Here is an 18901-nt window from a genome sequence, read left to right on the forward strand (position 1 = left end):
AATCGACCGGGATCCGCGCCGCATGTCCGAATTCCACGGTGTCTTTCCGTATCTCGTCTCGCCCATCGATGCCGACGGCACGGTGCGAACCAACGTGCTGGCAAAACTCTGCGACGACCTGATCGGCGCCGGCGTGCACGGGCTGACGCCGTTGGGCTCGACCGGCGAATTCGCTTACCTAAACGCCGCGCAACGTACGGCGGTCGTGCAGATCGCGATTGAGGCCGCGCAGGGCCGCGTGCCTGTTATCGCCGGCGTCGCCTCGACCGCGACGGCGGATGCGGTGGCGCAGGCGAAAGCCTGCCAGAAGTGTGGGGCCGACGGCATCCTTGCGATTTTGGAGGCGTATTTCCCGCTGGCCGATGCGCAGGTCGAATCCTATTTCCGCGCCATTGCCGATGCCGTCGACATTCCCGTCGTCATCTACACCAATCCGCAATTCCAGCGCTCCGATCTCACGCTCGACGTCATCGCGCGCCTCGCCGAGCATCCGCGCATCGGCTACATCAAGGATGCCTCGACCAACACCGGTCGGCTGCTCTCGATCATGAACCGCTGCGGGGACTCCTTGCGCGTGTTCTCCGCCTCCGCCCACATTCCGGCGGCGGTGATGCTGATCGGCGGCCGCGGCTGGATGGCGGGACCTGCCTGCATCATCCCGCGCCAGAGCGTGATGCTCTACGATCTATGCACGGCCGGCCGCTGGGACGAGGCCATGGCGCTGCAGCGGCGGCTGTGGCGGATCAACGAAGCCTTCGCCCGTTTCAATCTCGCGGCGTGCATCAAGGCCGGCCTTGCGATCCAGGGCTATGACGTCGGCGGCCCCGTCCCGCCGCAGGCGCCACTGACGGCGGATGCGCGCAAAATCGTGGAAACGGCGCTGCGCGAGCTGGAATAGCTCGCCACGCGGCAATATGCCCCGGCATCCGTGCCGGGCGCAAAATGGTCCATACCTGACCGAGAAACTTCCGCGCGTTTGCGACGTTGCTGCGTAAGCGAGATCCTGCCACTTCATGCATGTGCATCTCACAGCCCGCATTCAGCACAAGACACGGTGATCACCCAATGAATCGTCGCTATGCGATTGCCGCGGCAGCCTTCGCCGCCCTGCTGGTCGCGGTCACGGCCGCGAAGATCCTGCATGTCCCCGTCTCGTATGTCCCATGGGCCGCGCCCTCCGCACGTGCCGTCGAGCAGCGCGGGCCGCTGTGGGACGGCGAGAAGGCAACCATCGACATCTTCGAGCGCGTATCGCCGTCGGTCGTTCAGGTTGCGGCCAAGTCGGCGGCAAGTCCCCTCATGGGCGAGGAGAGCCAGGCCGGCGGCGGTGCTTCCGGCACGGGATTTGTCTGGGACCGCGACGGCCACCTGGTGACGAACAATCATGTTGTCGCCAATGGCGGCGAGATCGCCGTGCGCTTTGCCTCGGGTGAGGTGGCCCAGGTCGACCTGGTCGGCACGGCGCCCAATTACGATCTCGCGGTGTTGCGCATCCGCAGCGTGCGCCAGCTTCCAGCGCCGATCGCTCTCGGCAGTTCGAGCGACCTGAAAGTCGGACAATCCGCTTTCGCGATCGGCAATCCCTTCGGGCTGGATCAGTCGATGACTTCCGGCATCATCAGCGCGCTCAAGCGACGGCTCCCGACCCATGGCGGCCGCGAGATCGCCAACGTCATCCAGACCGATGCCGCGATCAATCCCGGCAATTCGGGCGGGCCGCTATTGGATTCCGCCGGCCGGCTGATCGGCGTCACCACGGCGATCATCTCGCCGTCCGGATCGAACGCCGGCATCGGCTTCGCGGTCCCGGTCGACGTCGTGAACCGGATCGTCCCTGAGCTGATCCGCAACGGCCGCGTGCCGACGCCGGGCATCGGCATCGTGGCCGCCGGCGAGGATGTTTCGACCCGGCTTGCTGTCGAAGGGGTGATCGTGGTGCGGACGGCCCCCGGCAGTCCTGCCGAGCGGGCGGGGATTCGCGGCGTCAACTTTTCCACGGGAGCGGTCGGAGACATCATCACCGCGGTGGAAGGCAAGCCGGTGCGGCGCCTTGCCGACCTGACCGATGCGCTCGAGCAGGCCGGGGCCGGAAAGACCGTTCGGCTCACGGTCAAGCGCGGCTCGGACACCCGTGACGTGAATGTGAGCATTGTCGATATCGACAGGTCCTAGCCGCCCAATCCGCGCCTGCAAGGGGCTCTGACGCGCATTGCAGATGCGCCGGGGCTCGGTTGTCTGGCGCGCAAAATCGGTTAAAACCGCCGCCGTCGTTTTTCCCGATCTCGAGGATACAGCGGAATGAACATTCTTCCCGGCAATTTGCGTTTCGGAGCGGGGCAGCCCGTCAAGCGTTTGGAAGACCAGAGGCTGCTCACCGGGAAGGGACAGTTCATCGACGACAAGCCGGAGGACGGCGCGCTGTGGTTGCACGTGCTGCGCTCGCCGCACGCCCACGCCAAGATCGTCTCGATCGACACCAGCGCCGCGGCTTCGATGCCGGGCGTTGCCGCGATCTACACCGGCGCGGACTTGGTCAAGGACGACATCGGCACCATCCCGACGCTGAACATCTTCAAGCGCCCGGACGGCAAGCCGATGACCGTGCCGCCGCGCCGGCTGCTCGCCCACGAGGTCGTCCGCTACGCCGGCGAGGCCGTGGCCGCGGTGGTGGCGTCATCGCGCGTGGAGGCGCAGAGCGCGGCCGAGGCGATCGCGGTCGAATACGATGTGCAGCCCGCGGTGGTCGATCCCGTCGAGGCGGTGAAATCAGGCGCGCCCGTGGTGTGGCCGGAGGCGCCCGACAACATCGTCGGCGCCATGAGCTACGGCGATGCCGCCAAGGTCGACGAGGCCTTTGCCAAGGCGGCGCACACCGTCGAGCTCGATATCGTCAGCCAGCGTCTCGTTCCGTCCGCGATGGAGCCGCGCTCGACCATTGCCGAGATCGACGAGAAGTCCGGCCGTCTCCTGCTGCACGTGCAGTCGCAGACGCCGGCCTCGACCCGCGACGTGCTGGCGGAAGCCGTGCTCAAGCGTCCCAAGGACAGTGTCCGCGTGCTAGTCGGCGACATCGGCGGCGGCTTCGGCCAGAAGACCAATCTCTATCCCGAAGACGGCATCGTCGCCTATGCCGCGACCAAGCTGAACAAGAAGATCCGCTGGCGCGGCGACCGCACCGACGAGTTCGTCGGCGGCACCCACGGCCGCGATCTCACGTCCACGGCGTCCTTCGCGCTGGATGACAAGGGCAAGGTGCTGGCCTATCGCGTCAAGTCGATCGGCTGCACCGGGGCCTATTCCTCGGGCGCGGCCAACATCATCCCGCTGGTGCTCGGGCCGTTCGTACAGACCGGTGTCTACGACCTGCCGCTGGTGCACTTCGAGGTGCAGTCGGTGATGACCCACACCGCGCCGGTCGGGGCCTATCGTGGCGCCGGCCGCCCTGAAGCGGTGTTCATCGTCGAGCGCCTGTTCGACGCCGCTGCGCGAAAAATCGGCATGGATCCGCGCGCGATCCGCAAGGCCAACTACATCAAGCCGGCGCAGCTGCCCTACACCAATGCGGCCGGCCAGGTCTACGATTCCGGCGCCTTCGCGCACATGCTCGACCGCGCCGTGAAGCTCGCTGACTGGGACGGCTTTGCCGCGCGCAAGAAGGCCGCGAAGAAGAAGGGCCTGCTCTACGGCCGCGGACTCACCTCCTACATCGAGTGGACCGGCGGCCGCGCCCACACCGAGAAGGTCACGCTGCAAGCGACCTCGCAAGGCCGCGTCGTGCTGCATTCCGGCACCATGGCGATGGGGCAGGGGCTGCAGACCACCTACACCCAGATGATCTCCGACACGCTCGGCATTGCCATGGACAAGATCGACGTGGTGCAGGGCGACACCGATCTTGCCATGGGCTTCGGCAGCGTCGGCTCGCGGTCGCTGTTCGTCGGCGGCACCGCGGTTGCGGTCTCCTCGAATGACTTGATCCAGAAGGCGCGCGAGAAGGCCGCGAACGTGCTGGAGACTTCGGTCGAGGATATCGAATATCAGGGCGGCATGCTCACCGTGGTCGGCACCGACCGCCGCATCAGCCTGTTCGATCTCGCCGAGAAGGAGAGCGGCGCCAGGCTCAGCGTCGATTCCGAAGGCGAGGTCGATGGTCCCAGCTGGCCGAACGGCACGCATATCTGCGAGGTCGAGATCGACCCCGAGACCGGCGTCTCCAAGGTCGTGCTCTACACCACGGTCGACGACGTCGGCGTCGCCGTGAACCCGATGCTGGTCACCGGCCAGATCCATGGCGGCGTCGCGCAAGGCATCGGCCAGGCGCTGTATGAAGGCGTGTCGTATGATGCCGACGGCCAGCTGCTGACGGCGAGCTACCAGGATTACTGCATCCCGCGCGCCGACGACGTGCCGCCGATCGTAGTGACGCTGGATGATTCCGCGCCCTGCCGCACCAATCCGCTCGGCGCCAAGGGCTGCGGCGAATCCGGCGCCATCGGCGGCCCGCCCTGCGTCACCAACGGCGTGATGGACGCGCTCGCCGAGCTCGGCATCACCCAGCTGAACACGCCCCTGACGCCGCAGAAGATCTGGCAGGCGATCAGGGACGCGAAGGCGGCGGGGTAAGTGCGCTAGCTGTTGCGCAGGCTATTGCACCAAACTCAGCTCGTCGTCCCGGGGCGCGCAAGGCGCGAGCCCGGGACCCATAACCACAGGGAGTGGTTTGGCGAAGACTCGGAGTGACCAGCTCGCCCCATAACCTCTCCCTGGGGTTATGGGTCCCCGCCTTCGCGGGGACGACAGCGGAGATCGGAGCACAGGCGCTCGCCATATCCCGGATTTCGCTGCGCTCCATCCGGGCTACATGCCCTAAATCCCCAGCATCATCTTCGCGATAATATCCCGCTGGATTTCCGAGGTGCCGCCAAAGATGGTGTAGGCGCGGCCGTTGAGATATTCCGGCATCACCGTCAGCATCTCCTCAGGCGTCGCCGGCTCGTGGTTGAGCCTGTAGAGCGGGCGCATCGGCTCGACGGCGAGGGCGTCGTGGCCGATCACGTCGGCTCCCAACCGCGTCACGGCCTGGCGGATCTCGCTGTTGCGCAGCTTCAGGATCGACGACACCGCGCCGGGATTCTGGCCGGTCTGGAGTGCCGAGAGCACGCGTAGCTCCGTCATCTCGAGCGCGTCGATGTCGACCTCGACCTCGGCAATCCGCGTCGCGATGTCGGGGCTGTCGATGGCGCGGCCCGTGAGGTCGGACTCGGCAAGATCGGCAATCGCTTTCAATCCTTCGCGCAGCTTGGCCGAGGCGATGCCCGCGCCGCGCTCGAACTCGAGCAGATATTTGCCGTAGGTCCAGCCCTTGCCTTCCTCGCCGACGCGATTGGCGACGGGCACGCGCACGTCGTCGAAGAACACCTGGTTGACCTCGTGGTCGCCGCCGATGGTAAGGATGGGACGGATGGTGATGCCCGGCGTTTTCATGTCGATCAGGACGAAGCTGATGCCGTCCTGCTGCCGCGCCCCGTCGCTGGTGCGCACCAGCGCGAACATGCGGTTGGCGTGATGCGCATGCGTGGTCCAGATCTTGGTGCCGTTGATGATGTAGTCGTCGCCGTCGCGCACCGCGCGCGTCTTGAGGGACGACAGATCTGAGCCGGAGCCCGGCTCGGAATAGCCCTGGCACCAATAATCCTCGCCGGAGAGAATCCGCGGCAGGTAGAAATTCTTCTGCTCGGGGCTGCCGAAGCCGATGATGACGGGCCCGACCATCTTCACGCCCATCACGTTGACGTTGGGCACGCCGGCGCGGGCGCATTCAGTCTCGAAGATCCAGCGCTGCGCCGGCGTCCAGTCGGGGCCGCCATATTCGACCGGCCAGCCCGGCGCGCCCCAGCCTTGGGCGTGCAGCGCGCGCTGCCAGGCCATGCCGATGTCGGGATCGGAGAACACCGATGGCGTCAGCGCGGTCGCGCGCTTCATTTCCTCGGTGAGATTCTTGGCGATGAAGCCGCGCACCTCGCTCTGGAAGGCGCGCTCCTCGGCATTGAACGACAGGTCCATGATGCGCTCCTTGTTAAGCAGAGATGGCCCTGCGGCTCAGCTCGGCGTGGCGGGCATAGTGATGCGCGCTGCCGCCGAACAGCGTGTCGAACGCGACGAGGCGCTTGAAATAGGCGCCGACCTCAAGCTCCTCGGTGACGCCCATGCCGCCATGGAGCTGGATCGACTGCTCGCCGACGAAGCGCGCGCATTTGCCGATCTTCGCCTTCGCGCCCGAGGCTGCCCGGGCACGCTCGATCGGCGCGCTATCGGCCTTCAACGCCGCGCGCAGCGCCATCGAGCGGGCCTCGTCCACCTGCATCGCCATGTCGGCGAGGCGGTGGCGGATCACCTGGTTGGCGGAGAGCGGCCGGCCGAATTGTTTTCGGATCTTGGTGTAGTCGAGCGTGGTGTCGAGCAGCGTCTGCATGATGCCGACAGCTTCCGCACCGAGCGCGGCCATGGCGCGATCGATCGCCCATTCGATCGCGGGCACGGCGTCGCTGCCGTCGCCGAGCAGGGCGTCTTCCGGCAGATGCGCGTCGAACAGCTCGATGTTGCAGGCGCGTCCGCCGCCGAGACGCGGATACTCACTGATGACGAGGCCTGACGTCGTCGCCTGCACGAGGAACAGGCCGATCCGGCCCGAGGGGCCCCGATGATCGTGGATATGGGCGGAGACGATGATCTCGTCGGCGGCATGTCCGTCGAGCACGGCGATCTTGCTGCCGGAAAGGCGCCAGCCTTGTCCGGTCTTGTTGGCGCTGGTCGTGACCTTGGCAAGATCGAACCGGGCGGCGCGCTCCGAATGCGCCAGGGCAAGCTTCAGTGATCCGTCCGCCACCTTGGGCAGGCTCGCCTGCTTCTGCTCGCTGGTGCCGCATCTGGCGATCAGCGCGGCCCCGAGCACGACGGTTGCGACATAAGGCTCAGAAACCAGGCCCCGGCCGAAGGCCTCCATCAAGATGCCGATATCGACCGCGCCGCCGCCGAGCCCGCCGAACTCTTCCGGAAGCGGCAGCGCTAGCCAGCCGAGCTCGGCGAATTGCTTCCAAACGGCCGGGCTGAAGCCGAGCGGATCGTTCGCCATCTTGCGGCGGTGCTCGGCATCGTAGCTCTCGGCCACGAAACGTTCCGCGCTTTCGCGCAGCAACTTTTGCTCGTCACTGAGATTGAGATCCATCGCGTCTACTCCGCGGCGGCCGGCGGCTTGCGCACGGAGGGATGCAGGCCGGATGGATCGACGATCATGCCGAACTCCTGGAGATTGTGCGCGTGGCAGAGCTGATGCAGCGCGAAGGCCTGGTCGATCGCGGCCGGCTGGCCCATGACGTCGACCGAGCGGTTGACCGCCTCCTTGGTCAGCTTCAGCGCGAAGGACGGTTTTGTCGCGATCCTTCGCGCCAGCTCCAGCACGCGCGACGACAGCTCGGCGCGCGGCACGATTTGGTTGACCATGCCGAGCTGGTGCGCCTCCTGCGCGCTCCAGCTGTCGGCGGTGAACAGGAACTCCTTGGCCTTGCGTGGCCCCAGCTCCCAAGGATGCACGAACCATTCGACGCCGCACACGCCCATGGTGACGACGGGATCGCAGAACTGCGCATCGTCGCTGGCGACGATGAGATCGCAGGCCCAGGCCAGCATCAAGCCGCCGGCGATGCACTTGCCATGCACCTCGGCAATGGTGGGCTTTGCCAGATTGCGCCAGCGCCGGGTGATCTGGAGATAAATCTCCTGCTCGCGGGCGAACCGGCCATGGGCGTTCGGCTCGGCGAAACCGCCCCAATTTCCAATCGGCGGGAAATCGACCCCTGCGGTATTCTTGTCTCCGGGGCGCAGGTCGTGGCCGGAGGAGAAGTGCGGGCCGTTCCCGGCGAGAATGATCACCTTGACCGCATCGTCCTGCACCGCCGCGTCGAAGGCGGCGTTGAGGTCGTAGGTCATTTGCAGGTTCTGCGCGTTGCGCGCCTCGGGCCGGTTCATCACGACACGGACGATCGCCGGCTCAGGCCGTTCCACGAGGATGGTCTCGAACGAGGACATCGCGTTCCCCCTGGTGTTTCCGCTCTTGTTTTGCCGGAGTTGACTATGTCGGCCGGTGCGAGGCAAGAGGCTTGCGTCAGCCTGCTGCTTTTCTCAGGCGCGCAATCTGATAGTTTGCGCCGGATTCCACCGGGAGAAATTTAATGCGCAAGATCCTGACCGTGCTGGCCGCCCTGGCCTCGCTGAGCCTGACCAATTGCGGCTACAACGCGATCCAGAGCGAGGACGAGCAGATCAAGGGCAATTGGTCCGAGGTCGTGAACCAGTATCAGCGCCGCGCCGATCTCGTGCCCAATCTCGTCAACTCGGTGAAGGGCTTTGCCCAGCAGGAGAAGGACGTGCTGCTCGGCGTCACCAATGCACGCGCCAAGGTCGGCAGCATTCAGGCGACGCCGGAGGTGCTGAACGATCCCGCCGCGTTCCAGAAATTCCAGGCCGCGCAGAGCGAGCTCTCCAGCGCGCTGTCGCGCCTCCTGGTCGTCACCGAGAACTATCCGCAGCTGAAGTCCGATGCCCTGTTCAAGGATTTGATGTCGCAGCTCGAGGGCACCGAGAACCGCATCACGGTGGCGCGCAACCGCTACATCAAGGCGGTGCAGGATTATAACGTCACCGTCCGCTCGTTCCCGACCAATCTCACCGCGATGGCGTTCGGCTACAAGGAGAAGCCGAACTTCTCTGTCGAGAACGAGAAGGCGATCTCGACCGCGCCGAAGGTGGACTTTAACGCGGCGCCGGCGCCGTCGAAGTAAGCGCGTCGTTTCGAATGCGCGCCCCACACTCCGCTGTCATTCCCCGCGAAGGCGGGGAATCCAGTACGCCGCAGCCTCTCCGCATCCCACGGGCGTCTCTGGAATACTGGATCGCCCGGTCAAGCCGGGCGATGACAGCGAGGATTTGGTGGGCGCATCGAGCGATCGCCTCTTTTGTGTTCGCCATCGCCCTCCTCCTCACCTTTGCCTTCCCCTCCCATGCCGACGTCGCCGTCCCCCAGCTCACCGGCCGTGTCGTCGATCAGACCGGCACGCTCTCCAGCAGCGACATCGCCACGCTCACGCAAAAGCTGCGCGACTTCGAAAACCGCAAGGGCAGCCAGATCGCTGTCCTGATCGTCGCGACCACGCAGCCGGAGACGATCGAGCAATTCTCGATTCGCGTCGCGGAGGCCTGGAAGATCGGTCGCAAGAAGGTCGACGACGGCGCGATTCTCGTCGTCGCCAAGAACGACCGGCATTTGCGCATCGAGGTCGGCTACGGTCTCGAAGGCGTGCTCACCGACGTCACCTCTCGGCGCATCATCGACGAGGCGATCACCCCCAAGTTCAGGAGTGGCGATTTCGCCGCGGGCATCAGCGCAGGCGTGGACCGCATGTTGCGGGTGATCGACGGCGAGCCGCTGCCGTCACCCTCGCGCAGCGTCAACTTCGCCCACAATAGTCTGGATGATCTGGCGCCGGTGTTTGCGGTGGCGCTGTTTGCCTCGATCGGCGTCGGCGGGTTCTTCCGCGCCATCCTGGGGCGGCTGCTCGGATCATTGGTGACCGGGGGCATCATCGCAGCGGTAACCTGGCTCATTCTCGGCTCCGCGGCGCTCGCGGCGGCTGTCGGCATCCTCGGCTTCATCGTCGGATTCATCGCCGATCTGTTTTCGGCGATCACGCCGGGCACGGGCCGCTCGCGCGGCGGCTCGTGGTCGAGCGGCTCCTCCGGCGGATGGAGTAGCGGATCGTCGAGTAGCGGCGGCTTCAGCGGCGGCGGCGGCAGTTTTGGCGGCGGCGGCGCCTCGGGGAGCTGGTAGCGATCATGAGCATCAAGCGCATTGCCCGACATCTCGTGCAGCATCACTGGCGGGCGAAGCAGATCTTTCCGCAAGCGGTGCTCGACCGCATCGAGCAGGCGATCAAGCGCGGCGAAGCCACCCATTCCGGCCAGGTCCGCTTCGTCGTCGAAGGGGCGCTCGACGGCGGCCCGCTGTTCCGCAACCAGCCGGCCCGCGAGCGCGCGCTCGACGTGTTCTCGCATCTGCGTGTCTGGGACACCGCCCACAACAATGGCGTTCTGATCTATCTCCTGCTCGCGGACCGCGACGTCGAGATCATCGCCGATCGCGGCATCGACGCGAAGGTCGGCGCGGAGGGTTGGGAGACGATCTGCCGCGCGATAGAGGCCGAGTTCAGATCGGGCCGGTTCGAACGCGGCGTGATCAGTGGCATCGAGGCCGTCTCGCGCGAAATGGCAAAGCATTTTCCTAAGCAAGGGCCGCATGCGAACGAGCTGCCGGATGCTCCCGTCGTGATGTGACGGATAGTGATTTGATCGGAGCGCGCGCGGCGCGCTCCGTCATTGCGAGGAGCCCTTGCGACGAAGCAATCCAGACTGCCTCCGCGGAGTTGCGCTCGCAATGACGCCATGGGGGCCATTCCGCCCCCGTTCATCTTCCCCCGATTACGAACTGTTTCACGCCCGCCACACCGGTTCCACTTTCCCGGCCCAATTCGGCCCCGGATGAATTCCTAAAATTTCGGTAAGCGGGTCCCGAGGTAAGGATTTCGCAAGCAATGAAAGTTACCAAAAGGTCAACCGAGACTGGAGTATTTGAGCCGTGAGCGAACCAATGCCCGAGCAGGCTGCCCAGGATTCCGCTGCCATCGACGCGGCAGCGCCGCAGGCCATCGAGGCTGCCGCGGGTATCGAGGCCCCCTCGATCGCCCCCGACCACGAAGCGCCGCCCAAGCCCGATCCGGTCAAGGCGGACGCCCCGAAGATTGAGCCGCCGCGGATCGAAGTGCCGAAGTTTGAGGCCAAGACTGACGCCAAGACTGACGCCAAAGCTGAGGCCAAGCCCGAGCCGAAGCACGGCAAGCTCATCGTCATGCCGCCCGCCGACCGCGCCTGGGAGCGCGAGGAGTTCGCCCCGCATGGGAAGGCCGACGAGCCGCGCGAGTCCGGCAGCAAGCGCCGGCTGTCGGCGATGGCCGCGGTGGTGGCGATTGCCGCCAGCGTCGGCGCGATCAGCGGCGCGCTTGCGACCGCCGGCATGATGCGTTTCGCCGCACCCGCCCCGGGTCCGGTCCAGGTCGCCGATACCAGCGCGCTGGATGCGTCCGTGGCGCGGATCGACGCCGACCTCGTCGCCCTGAAGGCCAATGTCGAGCAGAGCTCGAAGACCGGCCTCACCCAGTTCAACCGGGCCAACGACCGCCTGGACAAGCTCGAAAAGGCGCAGGCCGAGCCGCTGGCCAGGATCGCAAAGCTGTCCGAGGCCGTCGACAAGCTCCGCGCCACGCCGCCCGCCGCGCCTGCGCAGGCCGCTGCAGCGGTGCCCAAGGAGACCACCGGCTCGATCGCGCCGACGCAGGTCGCGACCGCGGCGGCCGCACCGGTCCCGGCGCCCGCAGCTCCCAAGACCGAAGTTGGGCGTCTGCCGACGATCGAAGGCTGGCGGCTGCGCAGCGCCGGCAATGGCGGCGCGCTGATCGAGGGCCGCGACGGCCTCTACGAGGTCTATCCCGGCGACCCCATCCCCGGCGTCGGCCGTGTCGATGCGATCCGCCGCCAGGATGGCCGCTGGGTGGTCGTCACCTCGAGGGGGCTGATCACCGGACGCTGAGCGTCCGATATCCGACTTTCGAAGAGGCGCTTCACTGCGATGTGAGGCGCCTTTTTGCTTGAATAGGTGTCCCTGCGCGGTGTTACCTCAGGCATGGGCCGCGCCTTGCGAATTCTCGTTGCTGCCGCCGCATTGCTGGGCGGTGTGGTTTCGCTGTTCGCAGCGGAGAATGCCGCGCTGACGCGCGGCACCGCGATTACCGATCCCGATCTCCTGCGCAAGCTCGACCAGAACAACACGCTGACGATCTCGCGTCTTTTGTCGCCGGAGCGGAATTCGGACGTCCCGCTCACGACCGAGCCGATGTTCGCCTCGCGGCCGCAGCTGAAAGACATTCTGCCCGCGATCGATGCGGAATTCGACCGCTATATCGCATGGTTCAGGGCGACCTATCCGGGCGAGACCATCGGCGTCGGCGAGGGTTTTGACGCGCAATTGTTCGATCGGGCCAATCTGAAATCGCGCGAGGCGCGGTTCGTTCTGGCCGGCATCGTCAATCGCATGGACCGTGCCTATGTCTCGGAAGAATCCTGTGGCGAGATCCGGCTGATCTATCGTCTGGCGCGCTTCGACAGCGGGCCGGATGGCGGCAAGACCGTAACGCGCCTGCCGATGACATTCAACCTCGTGATGAAGGCGCGCGATGGGCGCCAGACGGATGCGAACGGCAAGCCGATCAGCTGCGCCGAGATCGCGCGGCGCTGGCTCGACAATGGCGACTGGCAGGGCTTGATCGGCGGTCGCGCTCCGCCTGACGACGCCATGCTCGACAGCATCGAGACCAACATCCAGGTCTCGGTCGCGCCGAAATCGGCGCTGCACGATTTCCGCTCCGACTATCTTCTCAAGGTGTTCAAGTACAATGCCGCCACCAGGACATTCGTGGAATCGACGCTGGAGAACCAGATCGACCGCGATCGCATTCTTGCTGACGATGCGCTGCGGCGCGACTTCAAGGCCTGGCTGCTCGCGCCCGAGAACTTGCGTGAATTCGATCGCGGCACGGTGTTGATCCCCGAGAAATTCCTGGCCAGGGCCGCAATTGTGCCGACCCCCGCCGGCCTCGACGCCTCGGCGTTGCAGCCGGAGTTCGGCATGATGCAGGGGGAGGGCAAAGGCGATCCCGTCTTCACCGACAATGACGTGGTCGGCGCGCTGAAGCGGGCGGCGGCACGCGGCCTCGACATGCAGAACGTCCGTTCGGTCGCAGGCTTCCAGCGCCGGCTCAACGACGTCACCTGCACCGGCTGTCACCAGACCCGTGGCATCGGCGGCTTCCATTTCCCGGGCGTCGATTGGCTTGCGGACAGACCGTCGAATGCCGCCATCGTGGCGGCCTCGCCGCACTTCTTCGGCGACCAGCTCCGCCGCCGCGACATCCTGACCGCGTTCGCGGCCGGAAAAACCCCTGATTTCTCACGCGGATTTGCCAGCCGGCCGCAGACCCGCGGCAGCAGCGAGCTGGACGGCAGCGAATATCAGGACGGCTGGGGCGCGCATTGTTCCCTGCAAGATCCGGGATCGGGAACGCCGGACAGGAGTTTTACGTCATGGAGCTGTGCTAGCGGTCTGACCTGCCAGGCCGCCGCGGCCTCGCGCCGCATCGGCATGTGCTTCATCAAGACGCGTTAGCGCGTGATCCAGGAAAAGTGTGGAGCGGTTTTCCGAAGGATCACGCGCAAGATAAAGTCTCAAGCGATTTGGATGACCCATGACGGATACCGGCAACGCCAACAAGGCGCGCAATCGCGAGATCGCGCGGAACGAGGAAGTCAAGCAGGTCACCGGCAGCGCCCGCGTCAGCATCTGGGCCGTCGCGGTGGCCGTCATCATCGGCGGAATTCTGTTCACGCTGGGCTGGCTGTCGCTGAGGTGAGCTTGCTTACCTCTCCCCGCTTGCGGGGAGAGGTCGAATTCGATCGCAGATCGAATTCGGGTGAGGGGGTACAGGTCCCTCGACGAACTCACATGTGGAGAGAAGCCCCTCACCCAACCCTCTCCCCGTAAGAACGGGGAGAGGGAGAAGAGAGAGTCCTCACGTCGCGTAGTTCGTCATCCGTTTTCCCGGCAGCAGCTCGTAGGCCTGCTTCCAGCCCGGCAGCGCGGCCATGCGGCCGAGCCAGGCGTGGATGGCGGGATGGCTCGATGCGAAATCGAAGCCATGCTCGTCGCTGGGATAATGCAGATAGGCCATCATCGAGATGTCCGCGACCGTCGGCCTTGCGCCGATCGCGAATGCATTGTGCTGGAGATGGCCGTCGAGGATACCGAGAAAGTCTTCGAGCCGCCGGCGAAAATGCTTCAGCACCTGCGGATCGTTCTTCTCGGTGAAGGCGCGCATGAAGCGGTAGGTCGCCATGTAGCCGGTGAGCTTGTGGTTGTCCCAGAACAGCCAGCGCAGCAGCTCGAACTTCTCGTCCTCCGTCTCGGCGCCGAAACGGCCGTATTGCTCGGCCAGTTTCAGCAGCAGCGGCGCGGTCTGCGTCATCTTCACGCCGTCGATCTCGAGCACGGGAATCTCGCCCATCTCGTTGACGGCCTTGCGCCATTCCGCCGTGCGCGTGACGCCGCCGGCAAAATCGGTCCAGACCGGCTCAAACGTCTCGCCGCAGAGCGTCAGCATCAGCGCCAGCTTGTAGCTGTTGCCGGATTCGGGGAAGTAGTGCAGGCGGTAGCTGGGCATGGGACCTCGCGGCACTGTGTGTTGCCGATTGTTATAGCGAGATAGTCCGGCATCGTCATTGCGAGCGCAGCGAAGCAATCCAGAATCTTTCCGCGGAGACAGTCTGGATTGCTTCGTCGCAAGGGCTCCTCGCAATGACGGTGTTCGGAGCAACCGACTCGGCCTTACCCCACAGCCCCCGACCCCCGCAGCGCCTTGATCGCCGCCTCGTCAAATCCCGCCCCGCGCAAAATCTCGTCACTGTGCTCGCCGACGGCTGGCGGCTTGCGCGGCTGCACCTTCTTGGCGCCGTCGATCCAGATCGGGCTGTTGATGGTCAGCATGGTGTCGTTCTCGAACGGCACCAGCACCTCGTTGTCGAGCATCTGCTTGTCGTTGGGGATGTCGTCCAGGATGGCGACGACGCCGAACACGAGGCCGTTACCGTCGAGGATTCTCCGCCATTCGGCGAGATCCCTGGTGGCGAAGGTCTCGTCCAGGATCCTGATCAGCTCGACCGAGCGGGCGTGACGGTCGGCCTTGGTGGCGAAGCGGGGATCGTTGATCAGATCCTCGCGGCCCAGGCACTTGGCCAGCGTCGGAAACTGCTTCTCTTCGTTCAGCAGCGACAGGATCAGCCAGCGGCCGTCCTTGCACTGGTAATGATTGGCCACCGCGTTAAGCGCGCGCTCGCGCGGGCGCCGCTCGCCGAACTTGGCGCCGCAGAGCTTGGCCTGCGCCAGCACGCTCGCCGCCCACACCCCGTTCGCCATCAGGTTGGACGCGACATGCGAGCCCTTGCCGGTCTTCTCGCGCTGATACAGCGCGGTGACGATCGCGCCGTAGAATGCCATGGCGCAAGGGTGGTCGCCCATGCCCGCGACCGAGCGCGCCGGCGTGGTGTCGGTGTCGGCGCGGACGAGATCCATCAGGCCGGACCGCGCCCAATAGGCGTTGCTGTCGAAGCCGGGCTTGTTGGCTTCCTCGCCCTTCTCGCCATAGCCGGTGAAGGAGGCGTAGATCAGCCGGTCGTTGAGATGGGCGAGGTGGTCATAGGTGATGCCAAGCTTGGTGCGCACCGGCGGCGGCATGTTGGTGATGAAGACGTCGGCCTCCTCCACCAGTCTGTAGAGCACGGCCTGCGCTTCCGGCTTCGACAGGTCGAGCGCGATGCTCTTCTTGTTGCGCGCCTCCAAGAGCCAGGCGAAATTGTGCTCGCCTGAGGGATAGCCCGGCAGGTTCGGCAGGTTGCGATAGGGGTCGCCAGTGCCGGGCGGCTCGATCTTGATGACGTCGGCGCCGAAATCCGACAGCACGGTCGCGGCCGCGGGCGCTGCGATGAAGCTCGCGCAGTCCAGCACCTTCAGGCCTGCAAAAATGCCCTTCTCCATCGCGGCGTCGCTCCCTCGCTTCAGTCGTTTCCCGCGCGCTGGAATTGGCGCGGGCGCGTGATGAGAGCATTAGACCGATGTTTTGCCGGGATGCAACGGCACCTGGCGCAGGGCCTCACTCCTCCCCCGCAAGCAATGCGGCATTGCCGCCGGCCGCAGCCGTGTTGATCGTCACGGTCTGCTCGGTGGCAAAGCGCGCGAGGTAGTGCGGGCCGCCGGCCTTGGGGCCGGTTCCGGACAGGCCGCTGCTGCCGAACGGCTGCACGCCGACCACGGCGCCGATCATGTTGCGGTTCACGTAGATGTTGCCGACCTGGACGCGGTCGACGATGGCCTCGATGGTGTCGTCGATGCGCGAATGGATGCCGAGGGTGAGCCCGTAGCCGGTGCGCGCAATCGATTGCAATACACGTTCGAGGTTCTCCGCGCGATAGCGCACGACATGCAGGATCGGGCCGAACACCTCTTCGGTGAGCTGACCGGCCTCCTTGAGCTCGAAGATATGCGGCGCGACGAAGCAGCCGTCCGGCGCGGTGCCCGCAAAATGCAGCCGCGCCTCGCGCTTCATCCGCGCGATATGCGCATCGAGGCGCTGCTTGGCCTCCTCATCGATCACCGGACCGACATGGGTCGCGACATCCGCGGGATCGCCGATCTTCAGTTCGCGCGCGGCGCCCGCGATCATCTCGACCATGCGGTCGGCGACATCCTCCTGCGCGAACAGGAGCCGCAAGGCCGAGCAGCGCTGGCCTGCGGAGCGGAACGCAGAGGTCACGACGTCGTCGGCGACCTGCTCGGGCAGTGCGGTCGCATCCGCGATCATGGCATTGATGCCGCCGGTCTCCGCGATCAGCGGCACGATCGGCCCGTCCTTGGCGGCCAGCGTCCGGTTGATCTGGCGCGCGACGTCGGTCGAGCCGGTGAAGACTACTCCGGCGACATCAGGATGCGCGGTGAGGACGCCGCCGATGCGGCCGTCGCCGGTGACGAGATGCAGCGCGCTTCTGGGGATGCCGGCCTCGTGCAGCAGGGCTACGGCCTCGCGCGCGAGGCGCGGCGTCTGCTCGGCGGGTTTCGCCACCACGCTATTGCCGGCCATCAGCGCCGCGGTCACCTGGCCAAGGAAGATTGCGAGCGGAAAATTCCACGGCGAGATCGCGACGAACACGCCGCGGCCGCGCAGGCTAAGCACATTGCTCTCGCCGGTCGGGCCGGGCATGGCGGCATCGTTTCCGAACAGCTTGCGGCCCTGCGCGGCATAGTAGCGGCAGAAGTCGGCGGCTTCGCGCAGCTCGGACAGAGCGTCGTCGAGCGTCTTGCCGCCCTCGGCTTGCAGCAGCGCGATGAAACGGGCGCCGCGGGTTTCCAGAAGATGCGCGGCCTGCTCCAGCGCCGCCGCGCGTGTGCCTGCAGGTGTCCGGCTCCAGGCAGTAAAGCCGGCGCGCGCAGTCGTCACCGCCGCGTTGGCCTGATCCCGTGTTGCGTCAGCGACAGGCTTGAGGTCGGCCGCCGCGGCCTTCACGTCCGTCAGCAGCTGGTCGAGGGCGGCACGCTCACCGAATTCGACGCCGCGCGAATTGCGCCGCTCCGGCGCGAACAGATCTGCCGGCAACGGAATCTTGGCATGAGGTGCCTGCAATGCCTGGCCGATGGCATTCGCCGGGCGCTGCAGCAGCGCCGTGACAGGCACGCGATAATCGGCCGCCTGCGCCACGAAGGACGAGTTGGCGCCGTTCTCCAACAGGCGCCGCACCAGATAGGCGAGCAGGTCGCGATGGCTGCCGACCGGCGCATAGGTGCGATAGGCGATGTCAGGATGATCCTTTGCGAGTTGCTCGTAGAGCGCTTCGCCCATGCCATGCAGGCGCTGGAACTCGAAGCCGCCGCCATCTGCTGCGAGCTCCAGCACGGTCGCGACCGTCAGCGCGTTGTGGGTGGCGAATTGCGGGAAGATGCGCGGCCGCAAGGCGAGAAGCTTCGTCGCGCAGGCGACGAAGTTCAGATCGGTCATCGCCTTGCGCGTGAACACGGGATAGCCGTCGAGCCCGCGCTCCTGCGCGCGCTTGATCTCGGTGTCCCAATAGGCGCCCTTGACGAGGCGCACCATCAGCTTGCGGTCATGCGCGCGGGCGAGTTCATCGACATAGTCGATCACCGCGCTGGCGCGCTTCTGATAGGCCTGGATCGCGAGGCCAAATCCGTCCCAGCCGGAAAGCGAGGGATCGGCGAGCGTCGCCGCGATCACGTCGAGCGACAGCTCCAGCCGGTCGGCTTCCTCGGCATCGACGGTGAAGTTGAGGTCATGCGTCTTGGCGCGCTGCGCAAGGTCCAGCAATAGCGGCACCAGCTCGGCCATCACGCGGCCGCGGCTGATCGCCTCGAAACGCGGATGCAGCGCCGAAAGCTTGACCGAGATGCCGGGCCGGTCGGGCAGGGGATGGTTGCCCGAAGCCTTGCCGATCGTGTCAATCGCGCTGGCATAGGCGTCGAAATAGCGCTTGGCATCGGCGGCCGTGCGCGCGCCTTCGCCGAGCATGTCGAAGGAATAGCGCGGCTTCTGGCCCGAGCGCGGCCGAGCCCGCTCCAGCGCCTGCTCGATGGTCTCCCCTAACACGAAATGGTTGCCCATCAACCGCATCGCCTGGCGCGTCGCGGTGCGCACCGCCGGTGCGCCGAGCCGCTTCACCAGCCGGCCGATGGTGCCGTCGGGCGTCTCGCCGGGCTGGATCACCCGCGCCGACAGGCCGAGCGCCCAGGCCGAGGCGTTGACCAGGAACGCGGTGGACTTGGTCTCGTGATGGATGAAATCGCCCTCGCCGAGCTTGTCCTCGATGAACTGGTCGGCCGTGCGCGCATCGGGCACGCGCAGCAGCGCCTCGGCCAGCACCATCAGCGCCAGCCCCTCCTTGGTCGAGAGCGCGAACTCCCGCAGCATGTCCTCGACCCCGCCGAGCCGGTCGTCGCGCTTGCGGATCGCCTCGATCAGCCGCGTCGCGAGGCGGTCGATCCGGGCCTCCCGTGCCGGGATGAGATGCGAGGCCGGCAGAACCTTTGCGGCGATCTCGGAATCATCGGGGGCGTAAGGCGCGGAGAAGGGGGGCGGGATGTTCGGCATGGCGTGTCCTGTGGCTGAAATCCAGGATAAGGCCCGCG

15 protein-coding genes are annotated in these 18901 nt (G+C 66.0%); 9 read left to right on the forward strand and 6 right to left on the reverse strand.

Translation table 11 applies throughout. The features are described 5' to 3' along the window. The first annotated feature begins 22 nt into the window (after window positions 1-22). From GA0061099_RS13205 to GA0061099_RS13215, 3 genes are all read left to right on the forward strand, one after another. Entirely contained in the window at window positions 23-898 is an 876-nt protein-coding gene (locus GA0061099_RS13205; protein ID WP_036028680.1) for a dihydrodipicolinate synthase family protein, read from the forward strand. A gap of 167 nt (window positions 899-1065) precedes the next feature. Next, the gene (locus GA0061099_RS13210; protein WP_036009668.1) at window positions 1066-2172 is read left to right on the forward strand and encodes a S1C family serine protease; all 1107 of its coding nucleotides are present in this window, start codon (window positions 1066-1068) and stop codon (window positions 2170-2172) included. Window positions 2173-2298: 126 nt separating this feature from the next. Continuing rightward, entirely contained in the window at window positions 2299-4623 is a 2325-nt protein-coding gene (locus GA0061099_RS13215; protein WP_036028677.1) for a xanthine dehydrogenase family protein molybdopterin-binding subunit, read from the forward strand. Window positions 4624-4866: 243 nt separating this feature from the next. On the opposite strand, the gene GA0061099_RS13220 is transcribed toward GA0061099_RS13215, so the two are convergent. Genes GA0061099_RS13220 through GA0061099_RS13230 form a run of 3 tightly spaced genes read right to left on the reverse strand, consistent with a single transcriptional unit; the run spans window position 4867 to window position 8085 of the window. After that, the gene (locus GA0061099_RS13220) at window positions 4867-6063 is read right to left on the reverse strand and encodes an acyl-CoA dehydrogenase family protein (protein WP_036028674.1); all 1197 of its coding nucleotides are present in this window, start codon (window positions 6061-6063) and stop codon (window positions 4867-4869) included. A gap of 13 nt (window positions 6064-6076) precedes the next feature. Beyond that, the gene (locus GA0061099_RS13225) at window positions 6077-7225 is read right to left on the reverse strand and encodes an acyl-CoA dehydrogenase family protein (protein ID WP_036028672.1); all 1149 of its coding nucleotides are present in this window, start codon (window positions 7223-7225) and stop codon (window positions 6077-6079) included. 5 nt (window positions 7226-7230) lie between these two features. Continuing rightward, window positions 7231-8085, reverse strand: coding sequence for an enoyl-CoA hydratase (locus tag GA0061099_RS13230; RefSeq protein WP_036028670.1), 855 nt, complete (start codon window positions 8083-8085; stop codon window positions 7231-7233). Window positions 8086-8228: 143 nt separating this feature from the next. Here GA0061099_RS13230 and GA0061099_RS13235 point away from each other — a divergent pair, with 143 nt between their 5' ends. The 6 genes from GA0061099_RS13235 (at window position 8229) to GA0061099_RS41105 (ending at window position 13571) form a co-directional block, all read left to right on the forward strand. Beyond that, window positions 8229-8837 (forward strand): LemA family protein, encoded by a 609-nt coding sequence (locus GA0061099_RS13235; RefSeq protein ID WP_036009681.1) that lies wholly within the window; start codon window positions 8229-8231, stop codon window positions 8835-8837. A gap of 131 nt (window positions 8838-8968) precedes the next feature. Beyond that, entirely contained in the window at window positions 8969-9883 is a 915-nt protein-coding gene (locus GA0061099_RS13240) for a TPM domain-containing protein (protein WP_036009682.1), read from the forward strand. A gap of 5 nt (window positions 9884-9888) precedes the next feature. Beyond that, entirely contained in the window at window positions 9889-10386 is a 498-nt protein-coding gene (locus tag GA0061099_RS13245) for a TPM domain-containing protein (RefSeq protein ID WP_036009684.1), read from the forward strand. A 313-nt stretch (window positions 10387-10699) separates the two neighbouring features. Beyond that, a complete protein-coding gene (locus GA0061099_RS13250) occupies window positions 10700-11695 on the forward strand; it encodes a hypothetical protein (RefSeq protein ID WP_036028667.1) in 996 nt (331 codons plus the stop codon). Window positions 11696-11788: 93 nt separating this feature from the next. Then, on the forward strand, window positions 11789-13327 hold the full coding sequence (locus GA0061099_RS13255; protein ID WP_036028665.1) for a hypothetical protein: 1539 nt from the start codon (window positions 11789-11791) through the stop codon (window positions 13325-13327). Window positions 13328-13406: 79 nt separating this feature from the next. After that, a complete protein-coding gene (locus GA0061099_RS41105) occupies window positions 13407-13571 on the forward strand; it encodes a hypothetical protein (protein WP_167361650.1) in 165 nt (54 codons plus the stop codon). Window positions 13572-13730: 159 nt separating this feature from the next. Here the strand turns inward: GA0061099_RS41105 and GA0061099_RS13260 are convergent, their stop codons facing one another. From GA0061099_RS13260 to putA, 3 genes are all read right to left on the reverse strand, one after another. Next, window positions 13731-14378, reverse strand: a complete 648-nt coding sequence (locus GA0061099_RS13260; protein WP_036009689.1) for a glutathione S-transferase family protein — start codon at window positions 14376-14378, stop codon at window positions 13731-13733. Window positions 14379-14542: 164 nt separating this feature from the next. After that, window positions 14543-15748, reverse strand: coding sequence for a CaiB/BaiF CoA transferase family protein (locus GA0061099_RS13265; RefSeq protein WP_036028662.1), 1206 nt, complete (start codon window positions 15746-15748; stop codon window positions 14543-14545). Between the two features lie 115 nt (window positions 15749-15863). Then, window positions 15864-18863 carry a bifunctional proline dehydrogenase/L-glutamate gamma-semialdehyde dehydrogenase PutA gene (putA, locus tag GA0061099_RS13270; RefSeq protein WP_036028660.1) on the reverse strand — a complete coding sequence of 1000 codons (3000 nt, stop codon included), beginning with the start codon at window positions 18861-18863 and terminating at the stop codon, window positions 15864-15866. Between the last annotated feature and the right edge of the window lie 38 nt (window positions 18864-18901).

The organism is Bradyrhizobium yuanmingense, assembly GCF_900094575.1.
Taxonomy (GTDB): Bacteria; Pseudomonadota; Alphaproteobacteria; order Rhizobiales; family Xanthobacteraceae; genus Bradyrhizobium; species Bradyrhizobium yuanmingense.

Bases quoted from the DNA above. Each gene is read 5' to 3' on its own strand.
- GA0061099_RS13240 (WP_036009682.1), top strand. From the start codon at position 8,969: ATGACAGCGAGGATTTGGTGGGCGCATCGAGCGATCGCCTCTTTTGTG.
- GA0061099_RS13255 (WP_036028665.1), top strand. From the start codon at position 11,789: ATGGGCCGCGCCTTGCGAATTCTCGTTGCTGCCGCCGCATTGCTGGGC.
- GA0061099_RS13205 (WP_036028680.1), top strand. From the start codon at position 23: ATGTCCGAATTCCACGGTGTCTTTCCGTATCTCGTCTCGCCCATCGAT.
- GA0061099_RS41105 (WP_167361650.1), top strand. From the start codon at position 13,407: ATGACGGATACCGGCAACGCCAACAAGGCGCGCAATCGCGAGATCGCG.
- GA0061099_RS13260 (WP_036009689.1), bottom strand. From the start codon at position 14,378: ATGCCCAGCTACCGCCTGCACTACTTCCCCGAATCCGGCAACAGCTAC.
- GA0061099_RS13210 (WP_036009668.1), top strand. From the start codon at position 1,066: ATGAATCGTCGCTATGCGATTGCCGCGGCAGCCTTCGCCGCCCTGCTG.
- GA0061099_RS13220 (WP_036028674.1), bottom strand. From the start codon at position 6,063: ATGGACCTGTCGTTCAATGCCGAGGAGCGCGCCTTCCAGAGCGAGGTG.
- GA0061099_RS13230 (WP_036028670.1), bottom strand. From the start codon at position 8,085: ATGTCCTCGTTCGAGACCATCCTCGTGGAACGGCCTGAGCCGGCGATC.
- GA0061099_RS13215 (WP_036028677.1), top strand. From the start codon at position 2,299: ATGAACATTCTTCCCGGCAATTTGCGTTTCGGAGCGGGGCAGCCCGTC.
- GA0061099_RS13245 (WP_036009684.1), top strand. From the start codon at position 9,889: ATGAGCATCAAGCGCATTGCCCGACATCTCGTGCAGCATCACTGGCGG.
- GA0061099_RS13265 (WP_036028662.1), bottom strand. From the start codon at position 15,748: ATGGAGAAGGGCATTTTTGCAGGCCTGAAGGTGCTGGACTGCGCGAGC.
- GA0061099_RS13225 (WP_036028672.1), bottom strand. From the start codon at position 7,225: ATGGATCTCAATCTCAGTGACGAGCAAAAGTTGCTGCGCGAAAGCGCG.
- GA0061099_RS13235 (WP_036009681.1), top strand. From the start codon at position 8,229: ATGCGCAAGATCCTGACCGTGCTGGCCGCCCTGGCCTCGCTGAGCCTG.
- GA0061099_RS13250 (WP_036028667.1), top strand. From the start codon at position 10,700: ATGCCCGAGCAGGCTGCCCAGGATTCCGCTGCCATCGACGCGGCAGCG.
- putA (WP_036028660.1), bottom strand. From the start codon at position 18,863: ATGCCGAACATCCCGCCCCCCTTCTCCGCGCCTTACGCCCCCGATGAT.